We start from the raw sequence: 22,934 nt of genomic DNA, 5'->3' as shown, positions 1-22,934 counted from the left end.
GTAAACTCCGGTGTAATTTCCTGAACCACTCTATTTCAGAGGTTTTGCATGACACTCAGTCCTTTTGCGGGCAAACCGGCACCGGCAGAACTGTTGGTCGACATCCCGCGACTGGTTACGGCGTATTACACCGGTCAACCCGACGCCTCGGTTTCCACCCAGCGCGTGGCGTTTGGCACCTCCGGGCACCGGGGTAGTTCCTTTGATTTGAGTTTCAACGAGTGGCACGTTTTGGCCATCAGCCAGGCGATCTGCCTGTATCGCGAAGCCCAGGGCATCACCGGGCCGCTGTTTGTCGGTATCGACACGCATGCGCTGTCGACTCCAGCCGGGGCCAGCGCGCTGGAAGTGCTGGCGGCCAATGGCGTGACCGTGATGATTGCCGAAGGTGATGACTACACGCCGACCCCGGCAGTCTCCCACGCCATTCTTTGCTACAACCGTGGTCGCACCACCGGCCTGGCCGACGGTATCGTCATCACCCCGTCGCACAACCCGCCACAAAGCGGTGGCTACAAGTACAACCCAACCAACGGCGGCCCGGCCGACACCCACATCACCAAGTGGATCGAAGCCAAGGCCAACGAACTGCTGGCCAACAAACTGGCCGGCGTCAAACGCATCAGCTACGAACAAGCGCTCAAGGCCCAAACCACCCATCGTCACGACTACGTCAACACCTACGTGGCCGACCTGATCAACGTCATCGATTTCGATGCCATTCGCGGTGCCAAGCTGCGTCTGGGCGTCGATCCTCTGGGCGGAGCTGGGGTGCGTTACTGGTCGGCGATTGCCGAGCACTATCGCCTGGACCTGGACGTGGTGAACAAGGAAGTCGATTCGACGTTCCGCTTTATGACCGTCGACTGGGACGGGCAGATCCGCATGGACCCATCGTCCAGCCATGCCATGCAAGGCCTGATCGGTCTGAAGGAGCGTTTTGACGTGGCTTTCGCCTGCGACCCGGATCACGACCGTCACGGCATCGTCACGCCATCCGGCGGTCTGCTGGCACCGAACAACTACCTGGCGGTGTCGATCGACTACCTGTTCCAGAACCGTCCGCAATGGCGTGCCGACGCAGCCGTGGGCAAAACCGTGGTCAGCAGCGGTCTGATCGATCGCGTGGCCAAGCGTCTGGGCCGTCGTCTGTACGAAGTGCCGGTAGGTTTCAAATGGTTCGCCGATGGCCTGTTCGACGGCTCGCTGGGTTTTGGCGGCGAAGAAAGCGCCGGCGCCTCGTTCCTGCGCAAGGATGGCGGTGTCTGGAGCACCGACAAGGACGGTCTGATTCCGGCCCTGTTGGCCGCTGAAATGACAGCCCGTACCGGTCGCGACCCAAGTCAGGCCTACCGTGCACTGACTGATGAACTGGGCGAACCGTTCTCGGTGCGTGTCGACGCCAAGGCCAATCCGGAACAGAAAGCGCTGCTGAGCAAGCTGTCGCCAGAGCAGGTCACCTCGACCGAACTGGCGGGCGAGAAGATCCAGAGCATTCTCAGCAAGGCTCCAGGCAACGATCAGGCCATTGGCGGCCTGAAAGTGATGACCGAAAACGGCTGGTTCGCTGCGCGTCCTTCGGGCACCGAAGACATCTACAAAATCTACGCCGAAAGTTTCATCGGCGACGCCCACCTCAAGCAACTGGTGGCTGAAGCGCAAACCCTGGTAGACGGTGCGATCAGCGCTAAATAACGCCAGACAACGGAAAAGGGCGACCCTGAGGTCGCCCTTTTTTGTGCCCGCGATTCGCCGGTCAGGCCAGGTCCACCAACACGATCTCGCTGTCTTCCAGCGCCGTGACGGTCAGCACCTGTTCATCAGCCACCGCCACACCGTCTCGAGCTTGTGCGCGCAGGCCGTTGACTTCAATGACACCCGTCGCCGGAACCAGATACGCCCGACGTCCGGCATCGAGGCGGTATTCAGCCGTTTCCCCGGCCTTGACAGTGGCCGCCACCAAACGCGCGTCGGCGCGGATGCGCAGGCTTTGATCGTCACCGTCCTTGCCGCTGGCGAGGGTCACGAAACCTTCGCGATCGCCTTTCGGGAACGGCTTGGCGCCCCAGGACGGCGGTGCGCCGGTTTCAGTTGGCAGAATCCAGATCTGGAAGATCTTGGTGTCCGTGGCTTCCAGGTTGTATTCGCTGTGGGCGATCCCGGTGCCGGCGCTCATCACTTGTACGTCGCCAGCCTCGGTGCGGCCCTTGTTGCCCAGGTTGTCCTGATGGCTGATCGCACCTTCACGCACGTAGGTGATGATTTCCATGTCGCGGTGCGGGTGAGTCGGGAAGCCCGTGCCGGCGGCAATGATGTCGTCGTTCCACACGCGCAGGTTGCCCCAGTTCATGCGTTGCGGATCGTAGTACTCGGCGAACGAAAAATGGTGATGGGCATCCAACCAGCCGTGATGGGCGCCGCCCAGCGAGCTGAAAGGTCTGAGTTCAAGCATGATCGTCTCCTCAAAAGGTTCGTCATGGGGCGCGATGCCTGAGCCACGAAGCGAGACCGGTGATTGATGACAGGCATCATCTATCAGCCAAACATCGATAAAAAGCGTAAAAAGTGCGGCATTCCAATCGAATCGATAGATATTAATAAGGCTCGAAACCGTCTCATCCGACTTTCAATTCATCGCCTAAACCAATGACCTCTAAGCATTTCGCTAGAACAAAAAAGCAAATGCAGACACCATAGCTCCCAACAGCCTCACATCCGGAGTCCGTCAGCGTGGCGCAACACACCCCCGATCTTCCTCCCGAACTTCGTCCCCTGGCCGAGATGCCTTGGTTCAAGCGCCTGGCTGCGCGTTTCCTTGGGCACGGCCTGACGCAACTGCGTGCCCAGCACCGGGCTTCGTGGTTGCACGGCCAGGCCGACGGCTTTCGCAGCGGGCATACTGCCGGCGTGGAATACGGGTACAAGGAAGGCAAGGCTGACGGGATGGAAGAGGGCCGGCAGGTTTTGTTGATCCGCGACAGCCGCAACCCCGAGCATCGCCCGCCGGGTATCGACAATCACCTGTTCGACGACTGGCGCCTGCCGCTCAGCGCAGAACTGAAAAAGCGCATGAAAGCCGACGTCGCGCGCCTGCTGCCAGCCCACGCCCAGCCAAGCGTTGCGCAATGGAAGATGATTTTCAGCGATACCCCGTCAACTTCGGTGATTGCCGGCGCTGGAGCCGGCAAGTCGACCACGCTGGTCCTGCGGATCCTGCTGCTGACCCATTACCTCGGCTTTGAGCTCGATTCAATGACCGTGGTGACTTTCACTCGCGAGTCGCGCAAGGACTTCATCAACAAGATGATCGAACTGTTCGCGTTATGGGGCCGGGCACTCAGTCAAAAAGCTGCGAAAGACCTGGTGCGCACCTTCCACTCGCGAATCCTGCCGATGGTCCGCAGTCTGCCGGGATTCGAGCGCTTGCAGGCATTCGAAAACCTCAGCCACCGCGCGCAGCCGGGTGACGAAGACGTCGACAGCAATCCATTCGATCTGCGCATCAACGACACGCAACGCCAGCAGCTGAACGCCTGCTACCACCGCCTCTACAACGAAGACCCGCGCTTCGCGCAATTGATCCAACCGTTGTCCCGCCACGCCTTGCAACTCAAGGAACTGGAGCGCGATCACCCGGACGTGCAAAAGCGCATCGCTGTAACGGAACTCGCGGCCCGACGGGATGAAGAGTTGTGCGACATGATCGAGGACATGTGGCTTCGCGCTGGCGCCTGGCCGATCAAGGGTATCGAGCCGAGCCGCCAGACATTCGACATCAACGGCGCGTCGTTCCATTGCCACGGCTATATTCCGAGTCTGGATGCTTGGGTTGTGCTGGGTTTCGATCCTCGGGAAAACCCGCAGGTCTGCCGTCCCAACGCCAAGCTGACGGTTCGTGCAGAGTGGGCAGTCAAGCGCACCCTGTTTCAAGCTTTCTGTCGCAAGCCATTGATTTGGATGGATAGTTATGAATCCTCAAAGCGCTTGTTGGCCACGCTTGCAGGTGATGTCAGCGCCGGTCCGGGCTTCGACTACAAGGTCAAGGGCGAGCTGGCGTCCGCGCCGTTGCTCGACTGTTTTGTCGCCGCCGCAGGTTTCATCGAGAACCTGGGGCTCGACGTACCGGACGCCGTCGGCCGCATGAGTTTCGCCAAGGACGATCCGGACAGGTTTTTCTTCGAGGCCCTGAGTCTGTTTTGGCGCGCTCTGGAAGATCACCTTCTGGATCAGAAGCCGCCGATCATGACCTATAACCGGATGTTCGCGCTGTTCAGCGAGCACTCACCGGAAAACCTCAAACTGCTCAGCGATGAGCTGCTGCGCCCGATGTCGCACCTGATGATTGATGAGTTCCAGGACGTTTCGCCGCAGATCGTTTCGTGGATTCGTGCCAGCCTCTTGGAAATCCGCAGCCGCGGCCCGGCCATGCACGTCGGGCGAGGCGCGCAGCGATCGTCTCTGCTTTGCGTGGGCGACGACTGGCAATCGATCTACGGCTGGCGCGGCAGTTCGCCGAGTTACTTCATGGAATTCAACAAGGAGTTCCCGTCGCCGAGCACGACCCGTGTAATGCTCAGTGACAACTATCGCAGTCATCAGCACATCATCGACGCGGCAGAACACATCGTTCGTGCCGCGCCCGCGATCCCGGGCAAGAAGGCAAAAGCCAGCGGCGAGGAGAAGCCGTTGCAGCCCGTCAACGTGCTGGAGCGCGACGATCAGGCACTCGGCCAGCGTCTGGCAGAACACTATCGAAACGGCGATTCAATCCTGATGCTCTATCGAAAAAGTAGCGATAAGTCATTGATAGAGCAGCATATTCAATCTGTAGTTAATGTGGATTCGAGCTTGCCTTACGAAGCGCGACGCCTGAAACAATTGACCTATCACAGCGCCAAAGGCCTGCAGGCCGACGCGGTCTTCCTGTTGGGTGATTGCCAGCACCTGACCAGTTCCCCCTACAAGAATCAGGTCTATCGCATGGCCGGACTCGGCAAGGCTGGTGACAGCGAGCCGTACGACAGCGCGCAAAAAGACGAAATCCTGCGCCTGGCCTATGTCGGCATCACCCGCGCAGTCAGCCATTGCTACTGGTATGTCGAGCCTCAGGACAGTCAGGCGGTGAATATGCCTCGGGCTTCGGACCGGGTAACCAAGGGCAAACCGTTCTTCATCGATCATCGGCCAGAGAAGAAAACGGCCTGAATTTGGCGCCCATAAAAAAGCCCGCATAAGCGGGCTTTTTTATTTTAAATCAGCAAGTTATGCGTAACTCTTGAGAGATTCAGGAGGAATGAAAGCCTCCAGCTCATCCTCCACAGCTTCGATTATTCGCTCCACATCCGCCGCATTCATCACCGTGGCACAGGGAATGCCGGCGATCGCGATCAGGGTTTCGCCGCTGGCCCGATCGAACAGGCGGGCGACCAGGCTGCCGGGCGCATCCATGGTCGCCTCGAAACCCATTGGATGAAAATGCCAGCGCATCAGCTGGCACGCATTGGGGAACGTGACCTTGCTTGACCCTTTATTCATGTGTTGCCCGCCTTCTTCATCGAGCGCTTCCGTTTGCTCATGTTAGGTGGGAAGAGCCTTCATTGGCCCAACCGGTGATTGCCTTTAAAAGTAGCATCTGAATGTGAATTTCCTGTGAGAATTTTCAGTTCATTTAGCGATTGCGCGGACTTTTTTGATGTAAGTCACGGTTCACTCCAATCGTCGCCAAAATGCCATCACGGTCGGGTTATTGATGCAGCGCCAGAAGTTGGGCAAGCTCGGTTCTTTTTCCAAGAGTCCCTTATGCACGCCGATGATGACGGCCCGGAACAGACCCGGGCCACGGCCGAAACGGTCATGCGCTATCACTTGTGCTGGAAACACCGGGACCTGGATGGGGTGATGGCGCTGTACCACCCGGACATCCAGTACAACGATTTCTTCCAGAACCGCGTGCTTGGCCTCGACGAGTTGCGCGAGTACGTCCGGGTCAGCATGCCGCGTGAATCCGACGAAGCGCTGGAGCATTGCGACCGCATCCGCATCGACGGCAATACCGCGTTCATTCAATACGAAGTGACGTTGCGCGGCGGTAACGGGCTGGTGTCGTTTCGGTCCAGCGAAGCGATCACGGTCAAGGACGGGCAGATCTGGCGGGTCAACGAATATGCCTCGCTGGTGCGCGAACAGGCCGACAGCCCGACGGCAAGCAGCCAGCGCCCGGCCGTGAGTCGGCTGGGTTTGTCGCCGCGCCAGTTGAGCTTCATGGCCGATGACTTGCAGCAGTATTTTCAAAGTCAGCAGCCTTATCTCGACCCCGAACTCGACCTGCAACGGGTGGCGAAGGAGTGCGGGTACAGCCGCAACCAGATTTCCTATTTGCTGAATCAGGTGCTGGGGCAAAGCTTCTACCGCTACGTCAATCAGGCGCGGCTGCAACATCTATTGCGGTCGCTGGACAACGCTGCTGCGCCGCTGCGCATCGACGAACTGGCCTTCGCCGCCGGTTTCAATTCGCTGTCGGCGTTCTATAGCTGCTTTCGCCAGCACACCGGCCAGTCGCCCAAGGCCTACGCGAAGCAAATTTCTTTGCGGACACGCGCGCAAGACAATTCCTGAGTTCTGCCTCTAGGATCGACGCCATCGAAACCTGGATTGGCGGAGTCTTGCATGCCGGCGTGGCGCACTATCAGTTTGTGGATGGACCAACTCGACGAGCCGCTGACCGCGCGTGCGTCGCTTGCGCAGGACCTGCACGTCGACGTGGCGATCATCGGCGCCGGTTACACCGGGTTGTGGACTGCGTACTACCTGAAACAACAGGCGCCGAGCCTGAACATCGCCATCATCGAGGCGCAAACCGCAGGCTTCGGTGCGTCCGGCCGCAATGGCGGCTGGTTGATGGGCAATCTGCTGGGGGAAGATCGCCTGCTGGCAGGGCTGTCGCCGCAACAACGCCGCGCTTCTTACGACTTGCTGCACGGCATTCCGGATGAGGTGGCGACTGTCCTCGAACGCGAAGGCATCGACTGCGATTACCGCAAAGGCGGGGTGCTGTACTGCGCCGCGCGCTATCCCGAGCAGGAAGTCAGTCTTCGCGATTACCTGAAAAAACTCCACGCCCAGGGACTGACCGACGACGATTACCGCTGGCTCAGCCCCGAACAGCTGGCGCAGCAGCTGCGCCTCGCCAAACCTTACGGCGGCATCTTCGCGCCACATGTGGCGACCATTCACCCGGCAAAACTGGTGCGGGGCCTGGCGCGAGCCGTCGAAAGCATGGGGGTGAAGATTTACGAAAACAGCCCGGTGACCCATTGGCAGGCCGGCAGCCTGCGCACCGACAAGGCCAGCGTGCGCAGCCGCTGGATTGTCCCGGCGATCGAAGGGTATTCGGTCACGCTGCCACCGCTGGGCCGTTATCAATTACCGGTACAGAGCCTGATCGTCGCCACCGAGCCGTTGTCCGCCGCGACCTGGGACGCGATCGGCCTCAGTCGGGGCCAGGCTTTCAGCGAGTTCAGCCGTCAGGTCACTTACGGCCAGCGCAGCGCTGATAACCGGCTGATCTTCGGCGCCCGTGGCGGCTATCAATTCGCCGGCAAGCTGCGCCACAACTTCGACCTGACCCGCGATGAAGTCGAGCTGCGCCGCTATCTGTTCGGCGAGCTGTTCCCTCAACTGAAAAACGTGCAGATCACCCACGCCTGGGGCGGCAATCTCGGCATGTCCCGGCATTTCAAACCGCACATGCTCTGTGATCGGGCCAACGGCATCGCGCTGTCTGGCGGCTATGGCGGGGAGGGTGTCGGCGCTTCCAACCTGGGCGGGCGGACGCTTGCGGATCTGATTCTCGAGCGCGACACCGAGCTGACACATCAACCGTGGGTGCTGCCCCACGGCGGGATCCACGCACTGCGAGCCTGGGAGCCGGAGCCGTGCCGCTGGCTCGGCTACAACGCGATCATCAAAAGCTTTGTCCACGAAGATCAGACCCTGGCCAACCCGGCGACCGCGCCCTGGCGGCGCAAGCTTGCCAGCCGGGTGGCCGGGTTCATGGAAGGTTTCATGCATTGAACGTTGTTTACTAAGAGACAGGTAGCGCCATGAGCATCACCCAATTCAAGAACACCGCCACGTTGCAACTGGATGAGTCCAACCCGGTGGCCGTGCCGCTCGGCACGCCGGTGGCGATCGCCTCCACCACCAGCGTCGAGCGCGATGACGGCGTCGAAACCGGCGTCTGGGAATGCACGCCCGGTCGCTGGCGGCGGCAGATCACCGCTCAGGAGTTCTGCCATTTCATTTCCGGTCGCTGCACGTTCACCCCGGACGACGGCGGCGAAACCCTGCACATACAAGGTGGCGACGCGCTGATGTTGCCGGCCAATACGCTCGGGATCTGGGACATCGAGGAAACCGTACGCAAGACCTATGTCCTGATTTTCTGACGCTTTGATCCTTTTGATTGCCTGCCAACAACAATAGCCAACACAGGAATCGATCCATGATCCGAAAGACCCTCGCACTCGCACCCTTGATGCTCGCCGTCTCCCTCGCTCAGGCGGCGGAGACGGTCAAGGTTTACAACTGGTCCGACTACATCGCGCCGGACACCGCCAAGAACTTCGAAAAGACCAGCGGCATTGGCGTTACCTATGACGTCTACGACAGCAACGAAACCCTCGATGGCAAGCTGATGACCGGCAAATCCGGTTACGACGTGGTGTTTCCGTCCAACCACTTCATGGCGCGGCAGATCGAGGGCGGGGCGCTGAAGAAGCTCGACAAGAGCCAGTTGCCGAACTGGAAGAACCTCAACCCGGTGTTGCTCAAGGCGTTGCAGACCAACGATCCGGGCAACGAACACGGCTTTCCGTACCTGTGGGGCAGCACCGGCATCGGCTACAACATCGCCAAGGTCAAGGCCGTGCTGGGTGATAACGCGCCAGTGGACTCCTGGGACTTGATCTTCAAACCCGAATACATGGAAAAGCTGCAGAAGTGTGGTGTCGCGATCCTCGACAACGGCCCGGAGCTGCTGCCGGCAGCGCTCAACTACTTGGGTTTGCCGCATCACAGCAAGAACCCCGAGGACTACAAGAAAGCTGAAGCGCTGCTGATGAAAGTGCGGCCGTACGTCAGCTATTTCCATTCTTCGAAGTACACCAGCGACCTGGCCAATGGCGACATTTGCGTGGCCGTCGGTTTCTCCGGCGACATCCTGCAAGCGGAAAATCGTGCCAAAGAGGCGAAGAACGGCATCGAAATCGGCTACGAGACTCCCAAGGAAGGCGCCGCGATCTGGTTCGACATGGTCGCCATGCCCGCCGATGCGCCGGACGAGAAGGCCGGCTACGCGTTCATGAACTACCTGCTGCAGCCCGACGTGATGGCCGGCATCAGCAACTACGTGCATTACGCTAATGGCAACGAACAGGCTGACAGCCTGATCGATCCGGCGATCAAAAATGACACCAAGATTTATCCGAGCCCGGAAATGATGGGCAAACTGTTCGCACTGGAGGCGATGCCGCTGAACATCGACCGGATCCGCACGCGGGTGTGGAACAAGATTCGCACCGGCAGCTGAAGAAAACAGGCGAGGGCGGTACCGCCCTCGCCTGAATAGGTGGACAACTTGATATCAATACACTGGCGTTGCACTGATAAAGTGCAGCAAAGTGAGACGCTGCTAACAAAAAACAACTTACCGATATTTAATATTTAAATAATAAATCGTCAGACAATTAGGCAGGCTCACTGCACTTGCAAACTTCTTTCTGGCGCACGCGCTTTGTTTACGGGAGTTTCCCGGAACAGTTCAATTTGATCTCAAAAAAACGCTAGACGTTAGATTTCAAATTGTGTCAGGTTTCTTACGCCTTCATTGGGCGAGTGATAGGACAATCTCGCCAGAGGTTGTCGCTATCGGACAAAAACTGTTCCATTGCTATACAAGGAAGTGTGTTTATGTCGAAAGTAAAAGCTAACGCTATTGATACCGCCGAACAGGCTTTCCAGCTGGGCGCGGCGCCGCAACCTCTGGCAGCGACCAGCACGGCGTATAACCAGATCAATAGCTTCAGCCATCAGTACGATCGTGGCGGCAACCTCACGGTCAATGGCAAACCCTCCTTTTCCGTCGACCAGGCCGCAACCCAGTTGCTGCGCGACGGCGCTGCCTACCAGGACAAGGACGGCAGCGGCAAAATCGAACTCACCTACACGTTCCTGACTTCGGCATCGTCCAGCACGATGAACAAGCACGGGATCAGCGGGTTCAGTCAGTTCAGCGCTCAACAAAAAGCCCAGGCCGTGCTCGCCATGCAATCCTGGGCCGATGTGGCCAACGTGACCTTCACCGAGAAAGCCTCGGGCGGCGACGGCCACATGACCTTCGGTAACTACAGCAGCGGCCAGGATGGCGCTGCAGCGTTCGCTTATCTGCCAGGCACCGGCGCCGGTTACGACGGCACGTCGTGGTACCTGATCAACAGTGGCTATACGCAAAACAAAAACCCGGATCTGAACAACTACGGTCGTCAGACCCTGACTCACGAAATCGGCCATACCCTTGGCCTGGCGCACCCGGGCGACTACAACGCCGGCAACGGCAACCCGACCTACAACGACGCGACCTACGGCCAAGACACCCGCGGCTACAGCGTCATGAGTTACTGGAGCGAAAGCAATACCAGCCAGAACTTCAGCAAGGGCGGCGTGGAAGCCTATTCCTCCGGCCCGCTGATGGATGACATTGCCGCGATCCAGAAACTCTACGGCGCCAACATGACCACCCGTACCGGTGACACCACCTACGGCTTCAACTCCAACGCCGGTCGCGATTTCCTCAGCGCTTCGTCGTCGGCTGACAAGCTGGTGTTCTCGGTGTGGGACGCGGGCGGCAAGGACACCTTCGACTTCTCGGGTTTCACCCAGAACCAGAAGATCAACCTTAATGAAGCCTCGTTCTCCGACGTTGGCGGCCTGGTGGGCAACGTGTCCATCGCCAAAGGTGTCACCATCGAGAACGCGATCGGCGGCTCCGGCAACGATCTGCTGATCGGCAACAGTGTGGCCAACGAGCTCAAGGGCGGTGCCGGCAACGACATCCTCTACGGAGCCGGTGGTGCCGACAAGCTGTGGGGCGGCGCGGGTTCGGACACTTTTGTGTTCGCAGCCAGCTCTGACTCCAAGCCGGGTGCGATCGATCAGATCCTCGATTTCGTCAGCGGCCTGGACAAAATCGACCTGACCGGTATCACCAAAGGCGCCGGCCTGCACTTCGTCAGCGCCTTCACCGGTGCGGCGGGTGATGCAGTGCTGACGTCTTCGGGTGGCAACAGCCTGTTGTCGGTGGACTTCTCCGGTCACGGCGTAGCTGATTTCCAGGTCAGCACTGTTGGCCAGGCAGCCGTCAGCGACATCGTGGCGTAATGTGACAAGGGAAAGCGGCGCTTGATGCGCCGCTTTCTTCGCTTGCTTCGTCTCGCTACGTGCGCAAGGCTACACGCCGGAGTGATATTTCCTATGATTCAAAACCTCTTTTCCCGCATGGCAGTCACCTGTTTCATGCCGATGCTGATGATGATTTCTGGAGAAACAACCATGGCAAGCAGCCTCAGACTCGAAGATCCATCGGTATTTGCCGGACACTGGCAAGCCACGCTGACCGCCGCCCATGACGCTCCAGAAGCGCAGGCGCTGCAAGACAAACCCTCCAATACCTGCGTAATCGACCTTGAGCCGAACCAGACGCTGGGCCATGGGGCTGATTGCCTGAGCGCATGGCTGCAAGAAAACGCCATCGGCTGGTTTCCCGATCCGGACGGTCTGTCCATCACCGGCAAGGAAGGCTCAAGAATCAAGTTCTTCGGCCGACAACATGACGGACTTTATTCCAGCACTTTGAAGTCGGGTCTGATCGTGACGCTCAAGCGTATCGAGCAATAACGCTGCCGTTAATGAACGAAGCGAATATAAAGAAGTGTCCGAAAGTTATAAGTATTCGAAAAGTTGTTGTGAAAGTGTAAGCGGATACTTGCAAGTTATCTCTCGCAGGTAAGCGATATAACAATTGAGCGCTCGCCATTATTGGGCGAGCTCAATCATTTCAGGAATGATCAATGAAGATGGCGAAGGCCCCAGCCACCGCTCCCTTATTCAAGGCATTGGGTGACTATAAAAGCATTCTGATCAGCGTCGGATGCTTTACCGCACTGATTAACGTGCTGATGCTGGTGCCCTCCATATATATGCTGCAGGTCTATGACCGGGTGTTGTCTTCGCAAAACGAGACCACCCTGGCGATGCTGTCGCTGATGGTCGTGGGTTTCTTTGCCTTCATCGGGCTGCTGGAAGTGGTGCGCAGCTTTATCGTGATCCGCATCGGCAGCCAGCTGGAGCGCCGTTTCAATCTACGGGTCTATCAGGCGGCGTTCGAGCGCAACCTGTTCAAGGGCGAGGGCAACGCCGGGCAGTCGCTGGGCGACCTCACCCACATTCGCCAATTCGTCACCGGGCCCGCGCTGTTCGCGTTCTTCGATGCGCCGTGGTTTCCGGTCTATCTGTTCGTGATTTACCTGTTCAACGTCTGGCTCGGCGTGCTGGCCACGGCGGGGGCGCTGCTGCTGATCGCGCTGGCGTGCCTGAACGAATACATGACCAAAAAGCCGCTGGGCGAAGCTGCCGGTTACTCGCAGAAATCCAGCCAGTTGGCCACCAGCCATCTGCACAACGCTGAAACCATTCAAGCCATGGGCATGCTCGGCGCCTTGCGCAAGCGTTGGTTCCAGGTGCATTCGCGCTTCCTTGGCCTGCAAAACCAGGCCAGCGACACTGGCGCAGTCATCAGCTCGTTGAGCAAGACCTTGCGTCTGTGCCTGCAATCGCTGGTGCTGGGCCTCGGCGCATTGCTGGTGATCAAGGGCGACATGACCGCCGGCATGATGATCGCCGGCTCCATCCTGATGGGCCGGGTACTGAGCCCGATCGACCAGTTGATCGCCGTATGGAAACAGTGGAGCGGGGCGAAGCTGGCTTACCGCCGCCTCGATGCGCTGCTGCAAGCCTTCCCGCCGAGCGATGACGCCATGGCGCTGCCGGCACCGAAAGGCCAGATCAGCTTCGAACAAGTCAGCGCCGGTCCTCCGGGACAGCGTGCCGCGACCCTGCACATGGTCAATTTCAACCTGGCGGCCGGTGAAGTGCTGGGCGTACTCGGTGCCTCCGGCTCAGGCAAATCGACCCTGGCACGGGTGCTGGTCGGCGTATGGCCGGCCCTCGGCGGCACAGTGCGCCTGGACGGCGCCGACATCCATCGCTGGAACCGCGATCAGCTCGGCCCATATATCGGCTATCTGCCGCAAGACATTGAATTGTTCAGCGGCAGCATCGCCGAGAACATCGCCCGCTTCAGTGAAGCTGATCCGCAAAAGGTCGTGGCGGCCGCGCAACAGGCCGGCGTACACGAACTGATCCTGCGCATGCCGCAAGGCTACGACACGCAACTGGGCGAGGACGGCAGCGGTTTGTCCGGCGGCCAGAAACAGCGCGTGGCACTGGCCCGTGCGCTATACGGCAACCCGAGCCTGGTGGTGCTGGACGAGCCGAACTCCAACCTCGACACCGTCGGCGAAGCCGCATTGTCCAGCGCGATCGTGCAACTCAAGGCCCAGGGCACCACCGTGGTGCTGGTGACTCACCGTTCTTCGGTACTGGCCCAGGCCGACAAGCTGTTGGTGCTCAACGACGGTCGCCTGCAAGCCTTCGGCCCGAGCCATGATGTGCTCAAGGCCCTGTCCGGCAACCCGCCCGGCAACTCGCCACAACAAAGCGAAAAACCTGCACAGGCACCGGCCGGGCTCAGCATGAGCCGACAGTATCAGCCGACGACAAGGAATTCGGGTGTATGAGCAGCGCGAACATGAACACGCAAAACGAAGCGACGATGGAGCACGCTTACATCACCGAGCGGCCGGAGCGCGATGCGAAGTTCTTCGCCCGCATGGGCTGGATTCTGGCACTGGTCGGCGCCGGCAGTTTCTTTACCTGGGCGGCGTTGGCGCCACTGGATCAAGGCATTCCGGTGCAAGGCACCGTGGTGGTGTCAGGCAAGCGCAAAGCAGTGCAGTCGATGAGCAGCGGCGTGGTCAGCCGGATTCTGGTACGCGAAGGCGAGATCGTGAAGCAGGGCCAGCCGCTGTTTCGCCTCGACCAGACCCAGGTCGCCGCCGACGTGCAGTCGTTGCAGGCGCAATACCGCATGGCCTGGGCCAGCCTGGCGCGCTGGCAGGCCGAGCGTGACAACCTCAAGCAAGTGACCTTTCCGGCAGAACTGAGCGACAACGCCGATCCGCGCCTGGCACTGGTGCTCGAAGGTCAACGGCAACTGTTCAGCAGCCGTCGCGAAGCGTTCGCCCGTGAGCAGGCCGCTCTACGCGCCAGTATTGAAGGCGCCACTGCACAACTGGCGGGCATGCGCCGCGCCCGTACTGATCTCAACGCCCAGGCCGACTCGCTGCAACAACAGTTGAGCAACCTGCAACCGCTGGCAGACAACGGCTACATCCCGCGTAACCGCTTGATGGAATACCAGCGCCAACTGTCGCAGGTGCAGCAGCAACTGGCCGAGAACACTGGCGAAAGTGGCCGGGTGGAGCAGGGCATCCTTGAATCGCGATTGAAACTGCAACAGCACGGCGAGGAATACCAGAAGGAAGTCCGCACCCAACTGGCCGATGCGCAACTGAAAAGCGTCACGCTGTCCGAGCAACTGACCTCCGCCGGTTTCGACCTGCAACACAGCGAAATCCTCGCCACCGCTGACGGCGTGGCGGTCAACCTCGGCGTGCACACCGAAGGCGCCGTGGTGCGTCAGGGCGAGACCCTGCTGGAAATCGTCCCGCAAGGTACACGCCTGGAAGTCGAGGGGCACCTGCCGATCAACCTGATCGACAAGGTCGGCACCCACCTGCCGGTCGACATCCTGTTCACCGCGTTCAACCAGAGCAAGACGCCACGAGTGCCCGGCGAAGTCAGCCTGATTTCCGCCGACCAGATGGTCGACGAGAAAACCGGTGTGCCGTACTACGTGTTGCGCAGCAGCGTCAGCGATCAGGCCATGGAGAAACTCAACGGTCTGGTGATCAAGCCCGGCATGCCGGCGGAAATGTTCGTGCGCACTGGCGAACGTTCACTCCTCAACTACCTGTTCAAGCCGCTGCTCGACCGCGCCGGTTCCGCGTTGACCGAAGAATAAGGATGTTCGGCTGTATGAATAAGCTTTCCATGCTGGCGGCAGCGTTCGCGCTGCTCGCGGGCAACAGCGCAGTGGCGGCCATGGGGCCGTTCGAAATCTACGAACAGGCGTTGCGCAATGACCCGGTGTTCCTCGGGGCGATCAAGGAACGCGACGCAGGCCTCGAAAACCGTGCCATCGGCCGCGCCGGCCTGTTGCCGAAACTGGGTTACAACTACAACAAGGGTCGCAACTCGTCCAAGGCCACGTCCCTCGACGAACGCGCGCGCAACCGCACCGATGACCGCAACTACAGCAGTTACGGGTCGAGCCTGACCCTGCAGCAGCCGTTGCTCGACTACGAAGCCTACGCGGCGTATCGCAAGGGCGTGGCCCAGTCGCTGTTTGCCGATGAGAACTTTCGCGGCAAGAGCCAGGAACTGCTGGTTCGCGTACTGGACAACTACACCAAGGCCTTGTTTGCCCAGGATCAGATCGACATCGCGCAGGCCAAGAAGAAGGCGTACGAGCAGCAGTTCCAGCAAAACGAGCACATGTTCAAGCAGGGCGAGGGCACCCGAACCGACATCCTCGAAGCCGAGTCGCGTTACGAACTGGCGACCGCCGAGGAAATCGAGGCGCGCAACGAGCAGGACGCCGCGTTGCGGGAACTGGGCGCACTCGTCGGGGTGCCGGCGGTGGACATCAGTGATCTGGCGCCGCTGGATCAGAACTTCCAGACCTTCGCCCTGATGCCGGCCAACTACGATACCTGGCACGAACTGGCGATCAGCAACAACCCGAACCTTGCGTCCCAGCGTCAGGCCGTGGAAGTGGCGCGTTACGAAGTCGAGCGCAACCGCGCCGGGCATCTGCCGAAAGTCAGTGCCTACGCCACGATGCGCCAGAACGAGTCGGAAAGCGGCAACACCTATAACCAGCGTTACGAAACCAACACCATCGGTTTCGAAGTCAGCGTGCCGTTGTATGCCGGCGGCGGGGTATCAGCCTCGACCCGTCAGGCCAGCCGCACCATGGAGCAGGCCGAGTACGAACTGGACGGCAAGACCCGCGAGACGCTGATCGAATTGCGCCGCCAGTTCAGTGCCTGCCTTTCCGGAGTCAGCAAATTGCGCGCCTATCAAAAGGCCCTGACCTCGGCCGAAGCGCTGGTGGTGTCGACCAGGCAAAGCATTCTCGGCGGCGAGCGGACCAACCTCGACGCGCTGAACGCCGAGCAACAACTGTTTACCACCCGCCGCGACCTGGCCCAGGCACGCTATGACTACCTCATGGCCTGGACCAAATTGCATTACTACGCGGGCACCTTGAGCGAACAGGATCTGGCGCGGGTGGATGAGGCCTTCGGACAAGGCCCACGAACACAATGACGCTGTAGCGTTTACGCAAAAGCTTCAACCCAAAACAACAAAAAGAGTGGTGAACATGGACGTACGCATCAAGCCGATTTCGGTCGGCACCCTGCTGCTTGTGATTTCTGCAAACCCGGCCCAGGCTCAATACCTCGACGCCGGCAAGCCCGGCGATCCCGCCAGTTGGCGCAGCGCCGAATTTCTGCGTGACTGGGGCCTGGGCCGGATGCAGGCCGATCAGGCCTACGCCGTCGGCATTACCGGCAAGGGCGTGAAGATCGGCGCGCTGGACTCCGGTTTCGACGCCGCCCATCCCGAATTCGCCAGCGACCGTTATCACCCGGTGCTGGCCAGCGGCAGCTACCTTGACGGCTCGCTGTTCAACGTCAACGGCACCCTCAACCCGAACAACGACTCCCACGGCACCCACGTGGTCGGCACCATGGGCGCGTCCCGCGATGGCACCGGCATGCATGGCGTGGCGTACAACGCGCAAATCTACGTCGGCAACACCAACAAGAACGACAGTTTTCTGTTCGGCCCCAATCCTGATCCGCGCTACTTCAAAGCGGTGTACGACGCCCTGGCCGATGCCGGCGTGCGGGCGATCAACAACAGTTGGGGCAGCCAGCCGCCGGATGTCAGCTACCGAACCCTCGCGGACCTGCACGCCGCGTACGCCCAGCACTGGAACAAAGGCACCTGGCTCGATGCGGCGGCGGACGTTTCCCGTCGTGGCGTGATCAACGTGTTCAGCGCCGGCAACAGTGGCTATCCGAACGCCAGCGTCCGCTCGGCGCTGCCGTACTTTCAGCCGGATCTGGAAGGCCACTGGCTGGCAGTCTCGGGACTCGATCAAAGCAATCAGCAGAAGTACAACCAGTGCGGGATCGCCAAGTATTGGTGCATCACCACGCCGGGGGCGAAAATCGACAGCACCATTCCCGACGGCGGTTATGCGATCAAGTCCGGCACGTCGATGGCCGCGCCGCATGCCACCGGGGCGCTGGCGCTGGTGATGGAACGTTATCCGTACATGAATAATCAGCAGGCGCTCGAAGTGCTGCTGACTACCGCCACCCAACTCGACGGTTCGGTGACCGACGCGCCCACCGAGCGAGTCGGCTGGGGCGTGGCCAACCTGTACCGGGCGATGCGCGGGCCAGGGCAGTTGCTTGGGGCGTTCGACGCTAATCTGGCGGCCGGGCAGAGCGATGTCTGGAGCAACGACATCAGCGACAAAGCACTGATCCAGCGCCAGAGCGAAGACCTCGCCGAGCACAGTGCCTGGCAGCAGACACTGCAAAGCAAAGGCTGGCAGAACGGCCTGCCGGCAGGGGCCACTCAGCAGGATCAGACCGATTACGCCGTGGGCATGGCCCGTGATGCAGCGGCTTCCACTCGGGTTTATCAAGGCAGTTTGATCAAGTCCGGCGACGGGCGACTGATTCTGACCGGTAACAACAGCTATCGCGGGCCGACCACGGTCAATGGCGGCCTGCTGACGGTGAACGGTTCGCTGACCTCGGCCGTGACCGTCAATGACGGCGGCGCCCTCGGTGGTTCCGGGCGAATCGGCGCGTTGACCGCCAACAGTGGCGGCCGCGTGGCGCCGGGCAATTCCATCGGCACGTTGAACGTGGCCGGTGACGTGAGCTTTGCGCCGGGTTCGACCTACGCCGTGGAGTTGTCTCCCACCGGCAGCGACCGCATCGTCGCCGGCGGCACCGCGTCCATCAACGGCGCCACCGTGAGCCTGTCGCTGGAAAACAGCCCGACCTTGCTCAGCACCACCGAGGCCAGAAGCCTGCTCGGCCAGCAGTACGACATTCTGCAAGCAGCCGGCGGCATTCAGGGTCGGTTCGGTGCGGTGCTGCCGGATTACCTGTTTATCGGTGGCCGCCTGGCCTACAGCGACAACGGTATTGGCTTGAATGTCGAGCGCAACGGGACATCCTTTGCCAGTGTCGGCCAGACCCCGAATCAGCGCGCCGTGGGCGCCGCCGTGGAAGGCATGGGGGCGGGCAATTCCGTGTACGAAAGCCTTCTTTTGTCGGCCACCGCCAGTGACGCCCAACAAGCCTTTCAACAGTTGAGCGGTGAAATCTACCCGGCCCTTGGCTCGGTGCTGATCAACGACAGTCGGCAACTGCGCGACGCCATCGGCGAACGCCTGCACGATGCCCAAGCCACGCAAAACAACGGCTGGATCAAGGCGTTGGGCGCGTGGGGCAGCACCGATTCGCGCCAGGACACCGCCAGTTACAGCACCTCCATTGGTGGCTTGCTGGCCGGTGTCGACGGCGCGCTGGACCAGCAAACCCGCATCGGTCTGGTCACCGGTTACAGCGACAGTTCGCTGAGCATGGGCTCGGGCACGCATTCCTCGGCCAAGGTCGACAGCTATCACCTCGGCGCCTACGCCGGACACGACATCGGTGCCTGGCGTCTGAGCACCGGCGCCGCTTACAGCTGGCATCGCGCCGATGTGAAACGTGATTTGCAGTACGGCGACTTCAGCGCCAGGCAGAAAGCCAAGGTCGATGCCGCCACTACTCAAGTGTTCGGCGAGGCAGCTTATCGGCTGAACCTGCAACCGCTGGCCCTGGAGCCGTTCGCCAACCTGGCCTACGTACACCTCGACACCGACGGCTTCACCGAGAAGGGCGACGCCGCCGCGCTGCACAGCGGCGACGATCAGCGCGACGCAGTGTTGAGCACCCTCGGCGTGCGGGCGATCAAGACTTTTGACCTGCCGTCTGCGCAGAAACTGGAAGTGAGCGGCCATCTGGGCTGGCAGCACAGCCTGACCGACATCGACTCCGAACAGCATCTGCGCTTCGCCAGCGGCAGTACGCCGTACACGGTCGAAAGCTCGCCACTGGTGCGCGACGCTGCACTGGTCGGCTTACAGACCAGCCTGGCGCTGACCCGCGACGTGCGGATCAACCTCGATTACACCGGACAACTGGCCAGCCGCGAGAAGCAGCACGGTGTGGGCCTGAGCCTGAACTGGCAGTTCTGACTCACCGAGAGATGATCGTTCCCACGCTCCCGCGTGGGAATGCAGACCGTGACGCTCCGCGTCACTGGACGCGGAGCGTCCCTAGAGGCATTCCCACGCAGAGCGTGGGAACGATCACGAGGCTGAATACACGGATTTTTGTGCAACATCACTAAGGAAGGTCGCTGGATGAAAAACAACAACACACCCGCGCAATCGGGTGGATGCTTTCGCCTGAAAACTCTCAATTTCGCTTTGCTCTGCGCGCTGGCCACCTGGGGCAGCGCACACGCCGCGCCCTACGTGGAAAGCGGTCGGGCAGGGGATCCGGGCAGTTGGCGCAGCGCCGAATTCCAGGCCGACTGGGGCCTGGACGCCATCGGTGCGGATTACGCCTACGCCGCCGGCTACACCGGCAAAGGCGTGAAACTGGGAATTTTCGACCAGCCGGTCTACGCCGTGCATCCGGAGTTTTCCGGTAGCAACAAGGTCGTCACCCTGGTCACCTCGGGGATCCGCGAATACACCGACCCGTACATCCCGGTCAAAGCCGGGGACGCGTTCCGCTATGACGGTTCGCCCTCGGTCGGTTCCGACGGCAAGCTCGGCGCCCACGGCACCCACGTCGGCGGTATTGCCGCCGGCAGCCGTGACGGCGGGCCGATGCATGGTGTGGCGTTCGGCGCGCAGATCATCAGCGCCGACAACGGCGACCCGGGCCCGGAAGACGGCATCGTGCTCGGCAATGACGGCGCGGTGTACAAGGCCGGCTGGGATGCGCTGATCGCCAGCGGCGCACGGATCATCAACAACAGCTGGGGCATCGGCATCACCGACCGCTTCGACCTCGGCGGCCGTGACCCGGCGTATCCGCATTTCACCGTCAACGACGCGCAAGTGCAGTTCAACGAAATCCGCACACTGCTGGGCACCAGACCCGGCGGCGCCTACGACGGCGCAATCGCTGCCGCACGCAGCGGAATCGTGACGATTTTCGCAGCGGGCAACGACTACAACCTGAACAACCCGGACGCCATTGCCGGCCTCGGTTATTTCGTGCCGGATATCGCGCCGAACTGGATCACCGTCGCCGCCCTGCAAAAGAACCCGGATCTGGCCAGTGCCAATCCGTACATCATGAGTACGTTCTCTTCGCGCTGCGGCTACACCGCGAGTTTCTGCGTCTCGGCACCGGGTACGAAAATCTTCAGCTCGATCATCGAAGGCACCAACGCCGACAACCTGACCACCGGCTACAAGAACTACAACGGCACCTCGATGGCCGCGCCGCACGTGGCCGGCTCCATCGCCGTGCTGATGGAGCGCTTCCCGTACATGTCCGGCGATCAGGTCGCCAGCGTATTGCGCACCACTGCGACCGACCTCGGCGCACCGGGCATCGATGCGTTGTACGGCTGGGGCATGATCAACCTGCGCAAGGGCATCGACGGCCCGGCGATGTTCGTCACCGAGCAGGACATTCCCGAAGAGTTCCGCATCCAGGGCGCTTACGGTTCCGGCCAGTTCGTGGCCGATCTGCCGGGCATCGGCGCGATCATCGATGCGGGCAAGCCCACCGAGCGCGTGTGCAACGACATCACCTGCGGGCTCGACACCTGGCGCAACGACATCTCCGGCCATGGCGGTCTGACCAAGCAAGGCATCGGCACTCTGGTGCTGACCGGCAACAACACCTACAGCGGCCCGACTCTGGTCAATCAGGGTCGACTGGCAATCAATGGCTCGCTGCAATCGGCGGTGACGGTCAATGACGGCGGTATTCTCGGCGGTAACGGCCGGATCGCCGCGCTGACCGCCAACCGCGGCGGCACCGTGGCGCCGGGCAATTCCATCGGCATCCTGAACGTGGCCGGTGATGTGACCTTCGCGCCGGGTTCGACCTATGCGGTGGAAGTGTCGCCGACCAGCAGCGACCGCATCGTCGCCGGCGGCAAAGCGGTGATCGAAGGCGCAACCGTGACCATGTCGCTGGAAAACAGCCCGACGCTGTTGACCACGGGCGAAGTGAAAAGCCTGCTTGGCACCCGATTCAACATCTTGCAGGCAGCGGGCGGGATTGAAGGGCAGTTCGGACAAGTGTTGCCCGACTACGCGTTCCTCGGCGGTACCCTGGCTTACTCGGCGAGCGGTGTGCAACTGGACGTCGGACGTAACGGCGCCTCGTTCGCCAGCGTTGGCCTGACCCCGAACCAGCGCGCGGTCGGTGCTGCCGCCGAGCGCCTCGGCGCCGGCAATGCGTTGTTCGAAACCCTGTTGCTGTTGCCGTCGGCGGCCGCTGCGCAGGATGCCTTCCAGCAACTGTCCGGCGAGATTCACCCGGCCATCGGCACGCTGCTGATCAACGACAGCCGCTACCTGCGCGATGCCGTGGGCGAACGTCTGCGTGAACGGGATGTGTTTGATGCCAATGCACCGACCGATGACCGCAGCAATGCCTGGGTCAAAGTGCTGGGTTCATGGGGCAAGAGCGATGGCGGATCGAAATACGCCGATTCCACCAGCTCCATCGGCGGCCTGCTGGCCGGCGTCGACGGCTTGATCGCTGAAGATACCCGTCTGGGTTTCGTTACCGGTTATAGCGACAGCTCGTTGAACATGGGCGAGGGTACGCATTCGTCCGCGTCGGTCGATAGCTATCACTTGGGTGCATACCTGGGACATCAGATCGATGCGCTGCGTCTGACCGCCGGTGCGGCCTACAGCTGGCATCGCATTGACGTCAAACGTGACCTGCAGTTCGGCGGCGTCAGCGGCAAACAGAAAACCAAGCGCGATGCGACCACCGCGCAAGTGTTCACCGAAGCGGCCTACGACCTGGGCCTGCAACCGATGAACCTGGAACCGTTCGCCAATCTGGCCTACGTGCACCTCAACAGCGACAGCTTCACCGAGAAGGGTGATGCCGCCGCACTGAAAGGCGGTGAAGACAACCGCGACGTGGTGTTGTCGACCCTCGGTGTGCGGGCCAAACGTACCTTTGCCCTGTCGGAGAAACACCAGCTGGAATTGGGCGCAAGCCTGGGCTGGCAGCACAACTTGAGCAGCGTGGACTCCGACAGTCACTTGGCTTTCGTCAATGGCAACAGTGCGTTCACCGTGCAAAGTGTGTCGATGGATCGGGATGCAGCGGTGGTCGGCGTGCGCGCCGGGCTGGCGCTCAATCGCGATGTCCGGGTCAACCTGGACTACAACGGGCTGATCGGCTCCAACGAAAAGGATCACGGTGTGGGCCTGACGCTGGACTGGCAGTTCTAGGGTGTAACGGCAGTTCTTCAGAGAACTGCCGTTTTTGAAAGGA

15 protein-coding genes are annotated in these 22,934 nt (G+C 60.8%); 13 read left to right on the top strand and 2 right to left on the bottom strand.

Annotated elements, in window-relative coordinates; genetic code table 11:
* Positions 1–48 precede the first annotated feature (48 nt).
* Positions 49–1,695: a phosphoglucomutase (alpha-D-glucose-1,6-bisphosphate-dependent) gene (pgm, locus tag CAF73_RS13980; RefSeq protein WP_085696211.1), complete on the top strand. Its 1,647-nt coding sequence runs from the start codon at positions 49–51 to the stop codon at positions 1,693–1,695.
* A 61-nt stretch (positions 1,696–1,756) separates the two neighbouring features.
* Here the strand turns inward: pgm and CAF73_RS13975 are convergent, their stop codons facing one another.
* Positions 1,757–2,452: a pirin family protein gene (locus CAF73_RS13975; protein WP_085696210.1), complete on the bottom strand. Its 696-nt coding sequence runs from the start codon at positions 2,450–2,452 to the stop codon at positions 1,757–1,759.
* 278 nt (positions 2,453–2,730) lie between these two features.
* Here CAF73_RS13975 and CAF73_RS13970 point away from each other — a divergent pair, with 278 nt between their 5' ends.
* Positions 2,731–5,205: a UvrD-helicase domain-containing protein gene (locus tag CAF73_RS13970; protein ID WP_085703006.1), complete on the top strand. Its 2,475-nt coding sequence runs from the start codon at positions 2,731–2,733 to the stop codon at positions 5,203–5,205.
* 57 nt (positions 5,206–5,262) lie between these two features.
* Here the strand turns inward: CAF73_RS13970 and CAF73_RS13965 are convergent, their stop codons facing one another.
* On the bottom strand, positions 5,263–5,535 hold the full coding sequence (locus CAF73_RS13965; protein WP_011334086.1) for a DUF1652 domain-containing protein: 273 nt from the start codon (positions 5,533–5,535) through the stop codon (positions 5,263–5,265).
* Positions 5,536–5,799: 264 nt separating this feature from the next.
* On the opposite strand from CAF73_RS13965, the gene CAF73_RS13960 reads away from it, so the two are divergent.
* The 11 genes from CAF73_RS13960 (at position 5,800) to CAF73_RS13910 (ending at position 22,891) form a co-directional block, all read left to right on the top strand.
* Complete coding sequence (locus CAF73_RS13960; protein WP_085696208.1) at positions 5,800–6,615, top strand: AraC family transcriptional regulator; 816 nt, start codon at positions 5,800–5,802, stop codon at positions 6,613–6,615.
* Between the two features lie 51 nt (positions 6,616–6,666).
* Positions 6,667–8,073: an FAD-binding oxidoreductase gene (locus CAF73_RS13955; RefSeq protein WP_085703005.1), complete on the top strand. Its 1,407-nt coding sequence runs from the start codon at positions 6,667–6,669 to the stop codon at positions 8,071–8,073.
* Between the two features lie 29 nt (positions 8,074–8,102).
* The gene (locus CAF73_RS13950) at positions 8,103–8,447 is read left to right on the top strand and encodes a cupin domain-containing protein (protein WP_011334089.1); all 345 of its coding nucleotides are present in this window, start codon (positions 8,103–8,105) and stop codon (positions 8,445–8,447) included.
* 56 nt (positions 8,448–8,503) lie between these two features.
* The gene (locus tag CAF73_RS13945) at positions 8,504–9,589 is read left to right on the top strand and encodes a polyamine ABC transporter substrate-binding protein (RefSeq protein WP_085703004.1); all 1,086 of its coding nucleotides are present in this window, start codon (positions 8,504–8,506) and stop codon (positions 9,587–9,589) included.
* Positions 9,590–9,969: 380 nt separating this feature from the next.
* Positions 9,970–11,436 carry a serralysin family metalloprotease gene (locus tag CAF73_RS13940; RefSeq protein WP_085703003.1) on the top strand — a complete coding sequence of 489 codons (1,467 nt, stop codon included), beginning with the start codon at positions 9,970–9,972 and terminating at the stop codon, positions 11,434–11,436.
* Between the two features lie 93 nt (positions 11,437–11,529).
* Positions 11,530–11,952 carry an AprI/Inh family metalloprotease inhibitor gene (locus CAF73_RS13935; RefSeq protein WP_170929683.1) on the top strand — a complete coding sequence of 141 codons (423 nt, stop codon included), beginning with the start codon at positions 11,530–11,532 and terminating at the stop codon, positions 11,950–11,952.
* Between the two features lie 173 nt (positions 11,953–12,125).
* On the top strand, positions 12,126–13,913 hold the full coding sequence (locus CAF73_RS13930; RefSeq protein WP_085703002.1) for a type I secretion system permease/ATPase: 1,788 nt from the start codon (positions 12,126–12,128) through the stop codon (positions 13,911–13,913).
* On the top strand, positions 13,910–15,259 hold the full coding sequence (locus CAF73_RS13925; protein WP_085703001.1) for an HlyD family type I secretion periplasmic adaptor subunit: 1,350 nt from the start codon (positions 13,910–13,912) through the stop codon (positions 15,257–15,259). The genes CAF73_RS13930 and CAF73_RS13925 overlap by 4 nt, the downstream gene beginning before the upstream one ends.
* 2 nt (positions 15,260–15,261) lie before the next feature.
* On the top strand, positions 15,262–16,629 hold the full coding sequence (locus CAF73_RS13920) for a TolC family outer membrane protein (protein WP_085696202.1): 1,368 nt from the start codon (positions 15,262–15,264) through the stop codon (positions 16,627–16,629).
* A gap of 55 nt (positions 16,630–16,684) precedes the next feature.
* Positions 16,685–19,636: an autotransporter serine protease gene (locus CAF73_RS13915; protein WP_085703000.1), complete on the top strand. Its 2,952-nt coding sequence runs from the start codon at positions 16,685–16,687 to the stop codon at positions 19,634–19,636.
* A gap of 168 nt (positions 19,637–19,804) precedes the next feature.
* A complete protein-coding gene (locus tag CAF73_RS13910) occupies positions 19,805–22,891 on the top strand; it encodes an autotransporter serine protease (RefSeq protein WP_085702999.1) in 3,087 nt (1,028 codons plus the stop codon).
* Positions 22,892–22,934: the final 43 nt, after the last annotated feature.

Origin of the sequence: Pseudomonas sp. B15(2017) (assembly GCF_002113215.1) — a bacterium.
In the GTDB taxonomy this organism is placed as follows: domain Bacteria; phylum Pseudomonadota; class Gammaproteobacteria; order Pseudomonadales; family Pseudomonadaceae; genus Aquipseudomonas.
The sequence above is the reverse complement of the archived record's forward strand: the minus strand, read 5'-3'. Positions and strand labels throughout refer to the sequence as shown.